The sequence below is a fragment of the Paenibacillus herberti genome (assembly GCF_002233675.1).
Classification (GTDB): Bacteria; Bacillota; Bacilli; order Paenibacillales; family Paenibacillaceae; genus Paenibacillus_O; species Paenibacillus_O herberti.
Map to the genome: position 1 here is coordinate 2,669,432 of NZ_NMUQ01000001.1, position 13,538 is coordinate 2,682,969.

Here is a 13,538-nt window from a genome sequence, read left to right on the forward strand (position 1 = left end):
TCCTGGTTGAATCGGAAGGAGTATCCCCGTTGTTGAACTATGTGGTACTGAGCAGAGGTGACCGTTTTTCCAATGAGCTGACGGAACAATTTCACCGACTGGCGGCTGATCGCGGATTTATCCGCAACGACAAAAAGCCCGATACAGTCATTTCCATTGGCGGGGACGGCACTTTGCTTCATGCCTTTCATACTTATTTGGAACGAATCAACGAAATCGCGTTTGTAGGTGTGCATACGGGGCATCTCGGCTTTTATGCAGACTGGAAGGCCAATGAGCTAGAGGAACTCGTGCGGATGATGGCGGAGAACGAGCCCAAGCTAGTTCATTACCCACTCGCCCAAATCGAGCTTGATACACCGGAAGGAATCACCGGTTATTTGGCCCTCAACGAATTTACACTTAAAGGTGTCGATGGTACGCTCGTTGTACAGGTTAATATCAATGATGAACCGTTCGAGACATTCCGGGGCGATGGCATGGTAATTTCGACTCCGACTGGCAGCACAGCCTACAACAAGAGCTTGAATGGCGCCGTCATTCACCCATCAATGGCTTCCCTGCAGCTAGCCGAAATCGCTTCGATCAATAATCGGGTATACCGCACCCTCGGAACCTCGGTCATTTTGCCGCAGCATCATCACTGCGATCTGATTTCCAAGAAGGATCAGAGGTTGCTGCTGACAATCGACCATCTGAGCATTCAAAGATCGGATATCCGTTCTATTCGCTGCAGCGTCGCCGACTCCAAGGTTACTTTTGCGCGCTATCGGCCGTTCCCCTTCTGGAATCGCGTCCGCGATGCATTCATCGATATGAATGACTGCGATAACGGGCCCGGAGCCCGCAGCTAGGTATATCCCATCTATATGGTAAAAGAAGACGAGCCCCTATTTTCGGTAACATCCGAAATAGGGGCTCGTCCATGTTTATTGATTGCCTGTCGGCGTTGATTCGGGTGGTGTGTTGCCTCCACCTCCGCCAGGATTATGCGGCTTGCGCCGGCCTTGTTGGCGCGGCTCCTGGCCGTTGCTTGAGCGTGCTTCGCCTTGGCTGGCATTGTTGCCTTCGCCAGCTTGGCCTTGCTCAGGCGCGCCTTCGCGGCGGTTACCGCCGCTGCGGCGCTGCGAGCCACCTCTGCGGCCGCCCGAGCTATGCTCGCGCCGCTCGCTGCGCGTGTCCGCGCCAGCGCCAGCTTGCTCGCGCACGGCTGGCGCTGGCGCGCTACCGCCGCCGCGCTCAGCGCTCGCGCCCGGCTCGCTCGGCGCTTGCTCGCGCGCACGCTCCGCTACAGCGCCGCCGCTCTGCTCGCGACGCTCGCGCCGCTCCCGGCGCTCAGCGCCAGGCGCCTGCGCCGCCGGACGCTCGCCGCCGCGCTTCGCGTCGCCGCCGGACGCTTGCTCGCGGCGCTTGGCTCCGCCGCTCTGCTGCGCGGCGCCCTGGCGCTTGCCGCCGCTTCCCTCGCGGCGGCCGCCGCCTTGCTGCGCCCGGCGCTCGCCAGCTGCGCCCGGTTGCGCCTCCGCGGCCAGCTCATCGCCAGCGCGGCGCTCACCCTCCGCGCCTTCCGCTGCGCCACGCTTAGCGCCGCCAGAGCGGGCTTCCGCTCCGCGCCGGCGGTCAACCGCAGGAGGACGGCTGTAGCTGTCCTCCTCAAATCTTCTTACGCCCGGCTCGATGACAATATCGCCCTCGCCTGGCTCCTCTGGAGGAGCGTCAGCATCCATCGATGCCAGCTCCTTCATTTCCATGATGAAGTAAGCACAGCCGAAGTTGCAGTACTCATTAATGTATTCCATGATGCTTGCAAAGCCCGTATCACGGGTCGCCTTGAGATGGCCATCACGATAAAAACCCTTGAGCCGCAGTTGGTTATAACCCCAATCGCCCAAAATATAATCATAACGATCCAGCACATCACTATAGCGATCCCGGAACACCTCAGCGTTCCAAGCGGTTTTATGTTCGTGGATAAGCTCGTACTTTCTGGTTCCGATAAAAATCACCAGTAGCCCTCCTAACGGCCCAAGCGGCAGGTTAAACTCCGGATGCCGCTCCTGCTGCAGATTTGACCTGTTCATGCGCGTGGTACGAACTGCGTACCAATGGTGCGGATTCTACATGACTGAAGCCGCGGGCGAGGCCTTCGACCTTCAGCTGTTTGAATTCGTCCGGGTGCACGTAACGTGCTACCGCCAAGTGGTTCGCGGACGGTTGAAGATACTGTCCCAGCGTCAAAATATCGCAGTCAATAGCACGTAGGTCGTCCATCGCCGCGATGACCTCATCGTACTCTTCTCCGACGCCAAGCATAATGCTGGACTTTGTCGGAATCGACGGATTCATTTCCTTCGCCTGTCGCAGCAGTTCTAGCGAACGTTTGTACTTCGCCTTGGCACGGACACGATCAGACATGCGTTCAACCGTCTCAATGTTGTGGTTGAGAATGTCTGGTTTGGCATCCATTACAACCTGAAGCGCATCTCTGTTACCCAAAAAGTCAGGAATAAGCACTTCAACGCTGCATAAAGGAAGCCGTGCGCGGATCGCTTTAATTGTGGCAGCGAAAATAGAAGCTCCGCCATCCTTGAGATCATCCCGTGCTACCGATGTAACTACGCAGTGTTTCAAGCCCATTTGCTCGGCCGCTTCTGCGACGCGATCCGGTTCCTGCAAGTCGAGCTCGGTCGGCAGACCCGTCTTGACGGCACAGAAGCGACAAGCGCGGGTACAAATATCACCAAGAATCATGAATGTAGCGGTGCGGTTTGCCCAGCATTCGTAAATATTTGGACAACGCGCTTCCTCGCATACGGTATGAAGTGTTTTGGAGCGCATCATATCTTTGAGCTCGGCATAATTGCCGTCTGTCGTTAATTTAATCTTGAGCCATTCCGGCTTCGGTGCCTTGGGTTTAGGCGCTCTCGTGCTCATGGAATCCCCTGCTTTCTGTAGATCGGTCCATTGCATGCTGCTTCAGATATAAGGGCAAATGCTCAGGCTTAAAGCTGTCATCTATTATAGCATGTTTCGGATGTATTTAGCGACTTCGAGCGCTTCCGCAGCACTTCTCTAAATCGCATAAAAACGGCCTTTTAGAAGCTTTTTTCATGTATGTGTTTCGGTCATTTTCGCAAAATAACGGATAATCCGTGACTTTGACCGTGACCTTTCAATCAGTTGTGACCTTTTATGATTTCCCAGCCATAGCGCGGCGCTTCCCATTCTCTAAGTACACGGTAACGGAAAGGCAGCCAACTCGTGACCTGAATGAATTCTTCCTGCTCCAATACAGTGAGGATGTGCTGGAGACGTCCTTCTCGCTTACCAGTATAACGGCAGAGTTTATCAATGGAAAGTACTTGCGATGAAAGCTTGGATTGGTTGACCAATATCCGCAACACTTTACGTTCAATATCATCCAGACGGCGTTCCATCTCGCTCGTTCCCCCTTGTTCGTTATGCCCCCATTATATGCGAACAATATACGAACGCTCAATAAAAAAAGGCTTGCTCCGAGAAATCAGAGCAAGCCTTGTTCCTTCATTATTGGTTCGAGAAGTAGTAACTTCCTCACGGCCTCTTCCTGCCATTTACCGGATCCCATTGCCGTCTGGGACAACTGCAGCACCCGAGACGCAATGCCTGCTGCTGTTACTTGTCCGTCTCCGTAGGCAAGCTGAGGCATGATCGGCTCCAGATATAGCAATTTCGTTTCAGCCGCTGCTCCCCATTTTTTATCCGATAGCCGTTCGGCTAAGTCCCGTACTCTGCCTGCGATGGCAAAGGCCGCTGCGTATTGGCTTGTCTGGCTGAGCTGGTATGCGACACGCTCCTCATAGAGCTCTAATGTCGGTATGCTCTCCGCAATGGCCAGCTCCGCATACAAGCGTACCCACGGAAAGTTCTGGCCGGGACAAAACGGTTTCCGCACCGGATCAATCTGGTAATGGCCCAGCACCGTGTCCGGACCAAACCGGATGTGGTGGCCCCACTCCCGTTCCACTTCCTGCTGAATGTATTTGTGCAGCCAGCAGAGACTCCAGAACTGTTCTTCAGTGAGCGTGCCGTCTGCGCCGTTGCCTGCATAACCCTCATTCTCGATGCTGATGCAGTAAAGATTCGGGTTCACGCCCATATTCTGCACCACTGAAGCTTTCGCCCTTGGGATCGCCTCTGGAACCAGCCCCTGCGTCCAGGCTGCCCGCTTTAGGTTTACGTATTGATGGATCTTGCCGGCTCTGCTGTTTCCGAAGTGAGAGGAAGCCTGAGCCTTCGGGTTTCTAAACCACGCATCCATACTGGTCATCGTGCCAATACTAATATGGTTGACGATGACGATCGGTATATATGCCCGTCCTTTATATGAGCGAGGACCATGGTTCGGCACCCGGTCCCCCATCCATTTCATATCGATCATTGGAAAGCCCCTTTCCTAGAAAGTTTGACGAGCATCGCTTGCTTCTTGCTCCGCTTCTTTTGCATCCTTTTTGCCTTCAACCAGGTTGTAGCCTGTGACGGCTGCTGTCAGTGTGAAGATCAGCTCGTTGCCCAGTTGGAGTTTGAACAGCTCGTCCGCGATGATCAGGCCGAAAGCAACCAAAGTAAAGATGAACTTCCGGCTATTCGCTTTGAAGCCAATCGGCAGACCGTTGGCACCACGTACCACGGTCACATACTCGTTGGCCTTGAAGTAGCCGAGCAGTACTAGTGTTGCTGCTGCCAGGTTCGTCAGGTCGATTTCAACACCAAATAAACGTGTTGCTCCTGCAGCAGCTGCCGCTCCAATCACCGTAAGAGAATCTGCTCTAAACCATTTTTTTATCATGTTCATTTTCCTCCGCTTCTTTATAGGTGAGCTTATGGTAAACAACGTTTCCAGGCCGACTACATCGAGGGCACGCGATCGTGCCGCCAAGAACGAAATACAGAACGTTTTGAGAGCGCGCCGAAAGTTTCTCGACGTCTTCGAAATATTTGCATCCTCCGGACATAATGGATCAACTCCAAGCGCGGCCATCGTACGCCGCTGATTTTCCATAATGATGAGCTGGTTCGCCACATAGGCTTTAACTTCACTCTCATCTTCGAGCAGCCACGGAACCACACGCCGTAGCGCCCGCTTGACCTTGCGCTGCTTTAGCAGCACATAGACGGCCGTCCCGAGTGCGCTCAGTGAGAGGCCATTCTTCCAAACCGTGTGCGTCAGCTCTAAGATAAGGTCATACATGCCGTTCAATCTTCTCCGGGAGCTGAACCGGTACAGAACCGGGAAGAAGCAGCCATTGCGCCACCCATGGACCTAGTAGCGATCCGACCATTCGTAGGCCGTTGTCGTCGAAATCGGACTCTAGCATTTCCGACTCATCCATCTCTATCATCCGACTCCCTCTTTTCGGGCAAAATAAAAGAGCCCCCGTATACGGAGACTCATAGAGTTGGTATAATTATCCGGTACAGCACAGCTTGTGGTGGCGCCCTCCGGAAAGGAGGGACGCCTATGGAAACTTTCCAAGCGATCATGGCCATGTTTGCCTTCGGCAGCTTTCTGCTGGCTCTCCTGACCTACATCGACAAAAGAAAGTAACCCGCCACAGGTTGGACGCCTGACGGGTTACTCTCTGCTCTAAATTCAGTTGGAGGGTTCCACCTACAAAAAGGCTGTACGGAGAGGGAGCGTTGGCGCGCTTCCTCTTTTCGTTTATTTGATACACGGGGCTTTATTCAATTATACCCAAAATTCGCGTGAAGTATACCGAATCCGAATATGAATATTCAAATCTGAATCTTAATTTTCAACATTAGAAAAATGAGATTCATAAAATGATACATCAGCTTCCACTTGAGATTCATAGTAATCCCCGCTACGGCCGCCGCTCGTCATCAAGATCAGGTTTAGCAGAATAATCCCGATGATAATCAGCGTATTGCCCGCCTTCTGGCTCATGCTCCACCTACTTCCCAAGCGCTTTTTTAGCTGCTGCGTTCATTTTAGCATCCAGCTCGTCCAGTGCGCTGCGTTTGTTCCCAGATGGAACATCCTTCGATGTGAGGGTCTCCTTATACTGCTTCTGCAGCCTAGCGATCTCCTTCTGATAGGGCTTCATCTGATTGTATTTCTGTAGATCCTTGGGCTTCATCTCTACTTCGTTAAAATCAGCAGATGCCTTCTTTTTGCTGGCCTTGTCCCACTCTTTATAGAAATCCTCCCGGACCTGGCCACCGCCAGACGTGCTCACGAAGAAGGAACGGGCAATAGGCTGCTCAGTCGGCTTCTTGGCTGGAAGCGGAACTTCCCTCCCGCCGCGCGCTGCATTAATGCCTGTATCGATCATGTCAACGCCGTAGTTGGCAAGACCGGCGCCGTATCCGCTGATTGTGTTGTCGATGATCCGCGGGCTGGCAAGATTCGTTCCCCCTACGCCGATCTGCGCCATGAATGAGCCGATCTCTTTGGACAGCTCACTCGTATAGACTCCGTACTGATCCTTCTTCTCAAAGCGCTGCTCGCCCATTGGGACAACAGGAGAACCTCGGAAGAAAGAGTAATTCGTGACCGCCTCGAGCAGTGGCGTCAGAGCCGTGAACAGTACCGGCGGAGTGAAGGATTTCAGCATCGTCTTGGCGTAACCATCGAAGGCTTCCGGATCGTCGGTTTCCAGCCAGCCGAGGAATCGCTCCGTACTGGTAGCAAACAGCATACCGGCCTCAAACGGTTTTGGGATTCGGACGAACTCGTCTGTCCCTGGAATGCCGATGACGAAGAAATTGTCCTTCTGGTTTTGTGGAATATTATCGAATGTCGCTCGCTCCTCTGGGCTGAGCTGCGTCCGGTTCCATGCGTAGATCGCCGCCGCAGGAAGAACAAGCGTAGTAAAAGCACGCACTAAGAAGGAGGCTGGATTCTCGGCCAACGCCCGAAGCATCTTGTCTGTACCCTGCAGTGAGGCATTGAGGAACGCGATTGAACGGTTTGCCGAACGAATAGCGCTACCGGCACGATTAAAGTCCATCAGGTCCTTTGCCGTATAAGCAGCTTCCTCAATGTCGCCAGTCTTCTTCAACGTTTTGTTGAAAGCTCCCACCTTTGTAGCAAGCTCGGAGACCTCTGCGCCTTGGCGCAACACTCCGACTGTGCCTTTCAACAACTTGTATCCGCTGAGATGCTTGGCCAACTCAGCCGGAGAGGTGACGACCTTCATAGTCTTGTCACGCAGGCTCTGCCTAAACACCGCCTCCATTGCCTCCCGGCTGGCGTCACGGTCGAGCGACATCATTGTACCCATCGCGCCTCCGGAGTTCACAAACTTCTCGTATACGTCTGTCTTACCGACCACATGGCCAAGCCCCTTGAAAAAGTCGATCGGGTTGAAGCCGTACTTACTACTATTGATCATGGCTCCTACTACGTCCCTAAAGGCATTCCGAATGATGAACTCCGGTGTGAGAGTAGCACCAGCCCGCAGCATCCCTGCAGCTCCACCGAGGAAACGCAGGAGGCTATTCGTCGATTCGTCGTCCAGCGAGAGCATTGCGTTGTAGAGGTCTGGGTTACGAACCTTGTACGCGACCTTCTTGCCGTCCTCATATACGTCGATAATATGTTCCTTACCAGATTTCTGGCCCGGTACCCGTTCAACCCATGCACCAGCGCCTTCCACATCCGCTAGAGCTGCAAGACGCTGGCCGACCTTATTCTTCGCCGCCGAGTTCATGACGAGAAAGGTATTCTTGATCATGGACTCAAACGGATTGATAATGCTCCGCTGACTTCCCTCCTCACTCATCTTCCGGATCGGGGTCGTGATGTTGGCGAACGCCTTCGACGCGCCATAGCCTCCGTTCTTAAAACCAGCCACGCCATCGTCATCGAAGTAGCGCATGAAGGGCACGTAGTTAGGATAAAGCCGCTTCATCTCCTGAACCGCCTGCCCGGAAACAACACCAGCGTCCTGTAAGATGCTTAGGAGAGCATTGTTATACTCCATAATCTGCTGATGAGCCTTCTGCACGATCGGATTGCTGTCCCAGCGATTCATAACCTCCATCATCTGGTTTGGAGTGAAGGGTGTCTCCTTACCAAGCCGGCGCAAGTCAAAAGCGTGCTTCACGCTAAGGTAGGTCGCGAAGTCATGCTCGCGCATCCCGATTTCCTCTAACGGCCGGACGATGTTGGCCATGCCATCGCTCAATTGGTTTCCTTTCTCGTCGAAGACACCGCGAGTTACGGCCATCTTGGCGCGTTCAGGGATGCCGCGACTGAGCCGAGCCAGCTTGTAAAGCGACTTAGCTCCTTGTTCGACTTTGCCGGTCAGCGCGAGCTCTGCCAACCGAAGCGGATTTAGGTCATCAAACGCCTGCGTGTAGAAGTTGCTCCAGTTCCAGCGCCGTTGCTTCTGGCCTCCGCCCATCTCGATCAGGCCCTTTGCCTGCTCGTAGTCGCCCTGCTGTAGCCACGTCTGCATGTCACGCTGAACGCGCACCAGACCGCGCTGCATCTTTGCAGGCATCGTGGAGTTGAGGAAAGCTCCGAATTGAGGAGCCAACTGCTTCGCCTGTGCCGGATCGGCAAGGTAAACGCGGAAGAATTCTGCGATTCCTTCATCGAACCACTCACTGCGCGGATACTGCTTATAATCATGGACGGCGACCTGATCCATCATGTTCAGCAGCTCCTGCTCAAGCTGACGATTCTGCTTCAGGTTGAACTTTTTGTCGAAGTGATGGCCAACCTCATGTGCCATGGTGTCCAGATCTTCGGCATAACCGGTTCGGATGACTTCCGGACGAACCTTATAAAGGCCGAGAACCTTCTTCCGGGAAACACCCATACGCCCAGTATCAATTGTTACTCCAAGATTTTTTCGGTAGCTCGCTACGACCTGCACGCGGGAAATTGTTTTGCCGGTACCTGTTACAGTCGGTGACGGTGTTGTTACCGTGGGGCTCCCCGGAAGCGCGATTCGCGCCTGCGATCCTTCCGGAAGTTGCCGCTTGATCTGATTTCGGCTTGTCTGTAGAGAGTCAGCTACCTGCTGCACCGCTGCCCGCTCAGTTGTATCTTCAATTGTTGGAGCCACCGCACGGATCGATGCCAGCTCGTCATCAATATCCTCGATGTCCTTCGGGCGCCAAGGCGGTACATCGCCCATATCGTCAGCAAAGCCCTCATTTACCTGCTTCACAGCGAGCTGTTGCAAGTCCTTATTCGTAGGCTTCCGGCCGTTCTCTGCGAAAAAATCACGGTACCACCGTGGGTTCTCCGACTGTCTGCCGAAACGCCCTGTGACTTCCCCATCGGCGTTCTGAACAAGACCGCCCTGCCTCACACCGCCGCGCTCCGTCATCGACTTTTTGAGGTATTGGTATTGATCATCAACCGCCTGTCCGTACTGTTGCTGCAGCTTATCATACCGGTTCAGATTGCCTGCCAACTCCACGCCTTGATCAGCCGTCGCCTGCCCGCTGATGTTCCGCTCAATGCGCGCAGAAGATGGTACCGGGAAGCTATCCGGAGGAGTAGGAGCATTCGTTCTCTCAATGAACGATTCTATTTCCTTACGCAGAGGAGCTTGCTGCACGTTCCGAATGGCCCGAGGAATCTGTGCCAATCCTTCAACAGCCCCACTGAGGCCACCGCCGAGCAGAGCGCCTGTAACAGCTAGATTAGCGATCTCACCGCCATCAGTTTTGTTCATGGCCATACCGGTTGCAACGTTGGTCGCCGCACCTTCTGCCGCTCCGCCAAGGATCCTCGATGCGAATCCGGGCAATTTGGTTGCTGCAGCACGCTCTACCTGACTCGCAATAGCACCTGCCCCCATAGCCGGACCACCAGCCATTAAGCCACGCGTCAGCTCCGACATACCGCCCCCAAGCCCACGTAAAAACTTATCGAATTCCTCATTGCCTGTCGTCGCATCGTACCGGGGTTTCCCCCACGGAACTGATGAGTTGTAATTTCCTTCTTGGAAGACCTCGCCGGCTCGATAAATGGGAAAGTCCTTCAGATCCTCAAGGAATTGTTGTCCCCTGCTTGTGTTGGTCTCGTAGTGCACCTCTGGAACCTTAATCATGCCTGGCAGTGTCTTCCGTTCCTGTGACTGGCCGAAAACAGCAGCTCCTCGCTTGATTGGATCGAATTCAAAAGGCTCCGGCGAGGATGCCGCAGCCTTCGGAGTTGCCATATAATCAAGATTCTTTTGGATCGTCCAGGGGTTGGTCATTGCATAGACCTGATTCCCAATAGCCTTTTCTTCCGGCGTTCTTAGCGGCGCTGGAGATGTGTCCGCGTAAACAGCCTTCACTCCGGAATAACGAGACGTTCTTCCGTTGCCAGATGAGCTGCTCTCCGTCGATCCATTAAGGGGCTTCACTCCCGCATACTTGCTGGCCATCATCATTCTCCTTTCCAGGCTTTAGCCTAAGATTTTCCTGATGTAGTTCTTAGTCTCTGTTGGAGCATGTGCAAGCCAGTTGTCTCCGTATTTACGGACGGCCTTGTCTACATTACCTCCGCCCCAGTTGTAACCGGCGAGCGCCTTTTGCCAGTCCCCATCATACTTAGCTGCTAGGCCTGAGAGCATTTTACCTGCAGCATCCACTGCTTGGGTTGGGTCATAAGGATCGATGCCATAGCCGCGTGCGGTTGCTGGCATAAATTGCATCATCCCTGCTGCACCACTCTTCTTATTTTTAGCGTTGGGGTTAAATCCTGACTCCGTCTTGGCCACGGATTCTAGGATTCCGGATGGTAGACCGTATTTACTTTGTGCCGAATCGAATAGGCTGGCGTATTGGTTCGGCGCCTCTACACCAGCACCTACTTTCCCATATTTGGCTGATCCGGTGTCGTGATTCTGCCTCCACCTTGGTTCTGTTTCATGAAGGCTGTTTCTTCATCTGAGGTAATACCCATGTAGCGAAGCACCTGCGCAATGCTGCCGTCATCGTATCCCTGAGACTGCATTGAGGTAACCGTGTCCACCCAAACGTTGTATCTCGCACCAGCATTGGTTTTCGGCGGTGTATACCTATACGCCTTACCCGTGCCGTCTTTGCCCTCATACTGAAAGGATTGTGCCAAGTCTTTGATTTGATTAGGGTTGACTGTACGGATCTCCGCGGCCTTACCATCGCTGTATGGGGTACCCGATTGTACTCCGAAGGATTCAAGTCCTGCTGGAGCTTGACCAGTAAGTTTCCAGATGTCAACGAGGCGGTTGAAAGAGTTATTACTATTTTGCTGGCCTTGACTTCCTTGCTGCAGCTGATATGAACGATCGGATTCCAGCACGCCTCTACCATAATCACGGTCATCTTGATAAATACCACGATTGTACTGCTGCTGGGACATCGCTTGATTAAACGCAAGCTGCAATGCCTCCATCGTCTTTCCCTTACCGCCAGCAGCAGCCTGACGGAATAGACCCGTCCAATCCGACTGTGGGTTTACAATATTGCCTGTAAGACCAGCCACTCCAAGAGCAGCATCAAAGTTGGCTTGTCGATTCTGGAGCTGAGATTGCTGGCCCGCGAGGCTCAATGGTGCATTACCGCTCGAAGCCTGACGGAGTAGCCCGCTCCAATCCGACTGCGGTCCCAAAACCTGCCCCGTTAAATTTGAATAGGCTAAAGCCGCTTCGAGGTTCTGCTGCTTACCTGCCATTGTTGACTGACCGTTGTACTGGCCTGTTAAACCAGCCTCCTGCATCAGCTTGTTCCAATCAAACTGATCCTCTGCAAACTGCTGATTGATGTCATCCCGATAGCGGCCGTAGTTGACCTGGTCCATTTCAAAAGCCCGGCCATCGCCGTACTTGAGCAGATCATAGAGTGCCGCCGCTTTATCCGAGTTGACTCCTTGCTGCAGAGCGAGCTCGTTCTTCGCTGCGTTGTTCTGTAACTGTGAGCGCTGCTCACTGATATTTTGAAGGGCGTTCGATTCCTGTCGGTTAATATCCGTGAGCGCCCCCTGCCGACTTGCCGCTTGGGATGCTGCGAGCGTAAGATTTTGCCCATCTCCTGTAAGCCCGGCATTAGCCATTTGCTCCTGCATCGACTGCTGGCCCTGCATAGAGACCACGTCAGATGCATTCCGATTGTCATAGGCTGATTGCTTGGCTTGCGTCTCTTGCGAGTTGTAACCTTGTAGTGCCGTTGCCAGTGCATCTCGAAGTTTCTGTTGCTCCGAAGCTAAGCGGTTATCGTAGAGCGCGTTTAACTCATTCTTCATGCCATTCATATCCGGCCCAGTATAAGATGGTTGGTAACCGCCGCTATTTGGAGATGACTGCGGCATGCCACTTTGCCCACCTTGCATCGGGTAGTTGGGAGAAGGAGTAAACGTCGCTCCACCAGATGGTTGCGACGGTGTAGGTGTGCTGTTGTTTTGTCCAGCCAAGTATGTTCGCAGTTGCCCTGCATTCATGCCTTGGATCTGCTTGGCGAGACTTGGATCAAGTTGAGCATATAACCCTTGAGCTGTACTAGACGCCCAATTTTTATTACCTACATCATACTGATCCTTTGCATACAGGATGTCGTTGAGCAGTTTTCCTGAGCCAGCGCTACCAGTGACGTTAGTTCCCTGTTGTACGTAATTCGTCGAGGGGACAGGAGACGGTGCAGGTGTAGGCGCACTGCTGCCATAAGTGGTATAGTTACCGCCGCTCGGTTTGTTGACAATTGGGTTCTGCAGCGTGAAGCTGCCACCTAGCGCATTACCACCGTTTGCCTGTGATTGCAGAGCTTGTTGTGCCTTCTCGCTACCTGCAGCTGCTGCCTTTTCTTGTGCTGCACGTAACTTGGCCAAATCAATACCAGCCATCTAAACCGCTCCTTCCTCTGGAGGTTGCACCGGATCCGGCGTAGGCTCTACCGGCGGTGTCGCTGGATCAGTAGGAATCACCACCGGCGGTCCGGGCTCCACTGGAGGATCCGGAGTAGGTTCCGGCTCTGGTTGTACTGGACGAGGAGGCATTAACGCCTCTGTCGCTGCATGTTCCTGCTCCGTAACCCAGCCTTTAGCCTTTGCGTTATCCACTTGGTCGTAACTGTATGTTGCAGCAGCGTACTGCTTTACCGGTTGCACGTATTCCACTCGAATGTTTGGAAAAGCCCGATTTCCGTACAAGAAAATGTCGCGAGCGTAGTTTCCTGTTAGGAACGCATAAACCGCCATCTACCGTCCCCCCATGCTATCCAAGATAAATTCCATGAATGCCGTCTGGTCAGCAGACTGTTGTGCCAACTGCTGCTCTAGCTGTTCGATACGGAGCTGGTCCGGCGTCTTTGGAACTAGTCGTGCGCTCCATTCTTCATCAAGCTCAACCTGCGAGCGCATGACCATATTGCTGTTCACGATTTTGTAAATTGGTTGACCGCGTTCGTTAGTCAACGGAATGTTGAAGTGCCTGCCGGACTGCCCGGAGACTGGGATGTCTCCTGGCTGTGGTTGCTCAAAGCCCGTTGTATATCCCAACACGACAAGTCCATCAACGTTGGCTCGAATGTACCATTGGTAATCGTTCATTCAAATC

The 13,538-nt window shown here is 53.4% G+C and carries 13 protein-coding genes and 1 pseudogene; 2 read left to right on the top strand and 12 right to left on the bottom strand.

What is annotated here, in order from left to right; genetic code table 11:
• Positions 1 to 32 precede the first annotated feature (32 nt).
• Complete coding sequence (locus tag CGZ75_RS12075; RefSeq protein WP_089524686.1) at positions 33 to 854, top strand: NAD kinase; 822 nt, start codon at positions 33 to 35, stop codon at positions 852 to 854.
• Positions 855 to 929: 75 nt separating this feature from the next.
• Here the strand turns inward: CGZ75_RS12075 and CGZ75_RS12080 are convergent, their stop codons facing one another.
• From CGZ75_RS12080 to CGZ75_RS25225, 6 genes are all read right to left on the bottom strand, one after another.
• On the bottom strand, positions 930 to 2,003 hold the full coding sequence (locus CGZ75_RS12080) for a YutD family protein (RefSeq protein WP_089524383.1): 1,074 nt from the start codon (positions 2,001 to 2,003) through the stop codon (positions 930 to 932).
• A 31-nt stretch (positions 2,004 to 2,034) separates the two neighbouring features.
• Complete coding sequence (lipA, locus tag CGZ75_RS12085) at positions 2,035 to 2,931, bottom strand: lipoyl synthase (RefSeq protein ID WP_089524384.1); 897 nt, start codon at positions 2,929 to 2,931, stop codon at positions 2,035 to 2,037.
• A gap of 242 nt (positions 2,932 to 3,173) precedes the next feature.
• Positions 3,174 to 3,434 carry a hypothetical protein gene (locus CGZ75_RS12090; RefSeq protein WP_089524385.1) on the bottom strand — a complete coding sequence of 87 codons (261 nt, stop codon included), beginning with the start codon at positions 3,432 to 3,434 and terminating at the stop codon, positions 3,174 to 3,176.
• Positions 3,435 to 3,520: 86 nt separating this feature from the next.
• Positions 3,521 to 4,417, bottom strand: a complete 897-nt coding sequence (locus CGZ75_RS12095; RefSeq protein ID WP_089524386.1) for an N-acetylmuramoyl-L-alanine amidase — start codon at positions 4,415 to 4,417, stop codon at positions 3,521 to 3,523.
• A gap of 15 nt (positions 4,418 to 4,432) precedes the next feature.
• Complete coding sequence (locus CGZ75_RS12100; protein WP_089524387.1) at positions 4,433 to 5,227, bottom strand: hypothetical protein; 795 nt, start codon at positions 5,225 to 5,227, stop codon at positions 4,433 to 4,435.
• Positions 5,220 to 5,378 carry a hypothetical protein gene (locus CGZ75_RS25225; protein WP_176444624.1) on the bottom strand — a complete coding sequence of 53 codons (159 nt, stop codon included), beginning with the start codon at positions 5,376 to 5,378 and terminating at the stop codon, positions 5,220 to 5,222. Before CGZ75_RS25225 ends, CGZ75_RS12100 begins: the two co-directional genes overlap by 8 nt.
• Positions 5,379 to 5,497: 119 nt before the next feature.
• On the opposite strand from CGZ75_RS25225, the gene CGZ75_RS26475 reads away from it, so the two are divergent.
• Positions 5,498 to 5,584, top strand: coding sequence for a putative holin-like toxin (locus CGZ75_RS26475; protein WP_219623315.1), 87 nt, complete (start codon positions 5,498 to 5,500; stop codon positions 5,582 to 5,584).
• Positions 5,585 to 5,785: 201 nt separating this feature from the next.
• Here the strand turns inward: CGZ75_RS26475 and CGZ75_RS25230 are convergent, their stop codons facing one another.
• From CGZ75_RS25230 to CGZ75_RS12125, 6 genes and pseudogenes are all read right to left on the bottom strand, one after another.
• A complete protein-coding gene (locus tag CGZ75_RS25230; RefSeq protein ID WP_176444784.1) occupies positions 5,786 to 5,944 on the bottom strand; it encodes a hypothetical protein in 159 nt (52 codons plus the stop codon).
• Positions 5,945 to 5,951: 7 nt separating this feature from the next.
• Positions 5,952 to 10,400: an LPD38 domain-containing protein gene (locus tag CGZ75_RS12105; protein WP_141136731.1), complete on the bottom strand. Its 4,449-nt coding sequence runs from the start codon at positions 10,398 to 10,400 to the stop codon at positions 5,952 to 5,954.
• A 15-nt stretch (positions 10,401 to 10,415) separates the two neighbouring features.
• Positions 10,416 to 10,772 (bottom strand): annotated as a pseudogene (locus CGZ75_RS12110) (lytic transglycosylase domain-containing protein); the annotation flags it as partial.
• A gap of 47 nt (positions 10,773 to 10,819) precedes the next feature.
• Positions 10,820 to 12,826 (bottom strand): hypothetical protein, encoded by a 2,007-nt coding sequence (locus CGZ75_RS12115; protein WP_089524390.1) that lies wholly within the window; start codon positions 12,824 to 12,826, stop codon positions 10,820 to 10,822.
• A complete protein-coding gene (locus tag CGZ75_RS12120) occupies positions 12,827 to 13,180 on the bottom strand; it encodes a hypothetical protein (RefSeq protein ID WP_089524391.1) in 354 nt (117 codons plus the stop codon).
• Positions 13,181 to 13,531, bottom strand: coding sequence for a hypothetical protein (locus CGZ75_RS12125; protein WP_089524392.1), 351 nt, complete (start codon positions 13,529 to 13,531; stop codon positions 13,181 to 13,183).
• Positions 13,532 to 13,538 lie beyond the last annotated feature (7 nt).

Coding starts and splice junctions, on each gene's coding strand:
- CGZ75_RS25225 (WP_176444624.1), bottom strand. CDS start 5,378: ATGATAGAGATGGATGAGTCGGAAATGCTAGAGTCCGATTTCGACGAC.
- CGZ75_RS12105 (WP_141136731.1), bottom strand. CDS start 10,400: ATGATGATGGCCAGCAAGTATGCGGGAGTGAAGCCCCTTAATGGATCG.
- lipA (WP_089524384.1), bottom strand. CDS start 2,931: ATGAGCACGAGAGCGCCTAAACCCAAGGCACCGAAGCCGGAATGGCTC.
- CGZ75_RS12100 (WP_089524387.1), bottom strand. CDS start 5,227: ATGTATGACCTTATCTTAGAGCTGACGCACACGGTTTGGAAGAATGGC.
- CGZ75_RS12125 (WP_089524392.1), bottom strand. CDS start 13,531: ATGAACGATTACCAATGGTACATTCGAGCCAACGTTGATGGACTTGTC.
- CGZ75_RS12095 (WP_089524386.1), bottom strand. CDS start 4,417: ATGATCGATATGAAATGGATGGGGGACCGGGTGCCGAACCATGGTCCT.
- CGZ75_RS26475 (WP_219623315.1), top strand. CDS start 5,498: ATGGAAACTTTCCAAGCGATCATGGCCATGTTTGCCTTCGGCAGCTTT.
- CGZ75_RS25230 (WP_176444784.1), bottom strand. CDS start 5,944: ATGAGCCAGAAGGCGGGCAATACGCTGATTATCATCGGGATTATTCTG.
- CGZ75_RS12090 (WP_089524385.1), bottom strand. CDS start 3,434: ATGGAACGCCGTCTGGATGATATTGAACGTAAAGTGTTGCGGATATTG.
- CGZ75_RS12115 (WP_089524390.1), bottom strand. CDS start 12,826: ATGGCTGGTATTGATTTGGCCAAGTTACGTGCAGCACAAGAAAAGGCA.
- CGZ75_RS12120 (WP_089524391.1), bottom strand. CDS start 13,180: ATGGCGGTTTATGCGTTCCTAACAGGAAACTACGCTCGCGACATTTTC.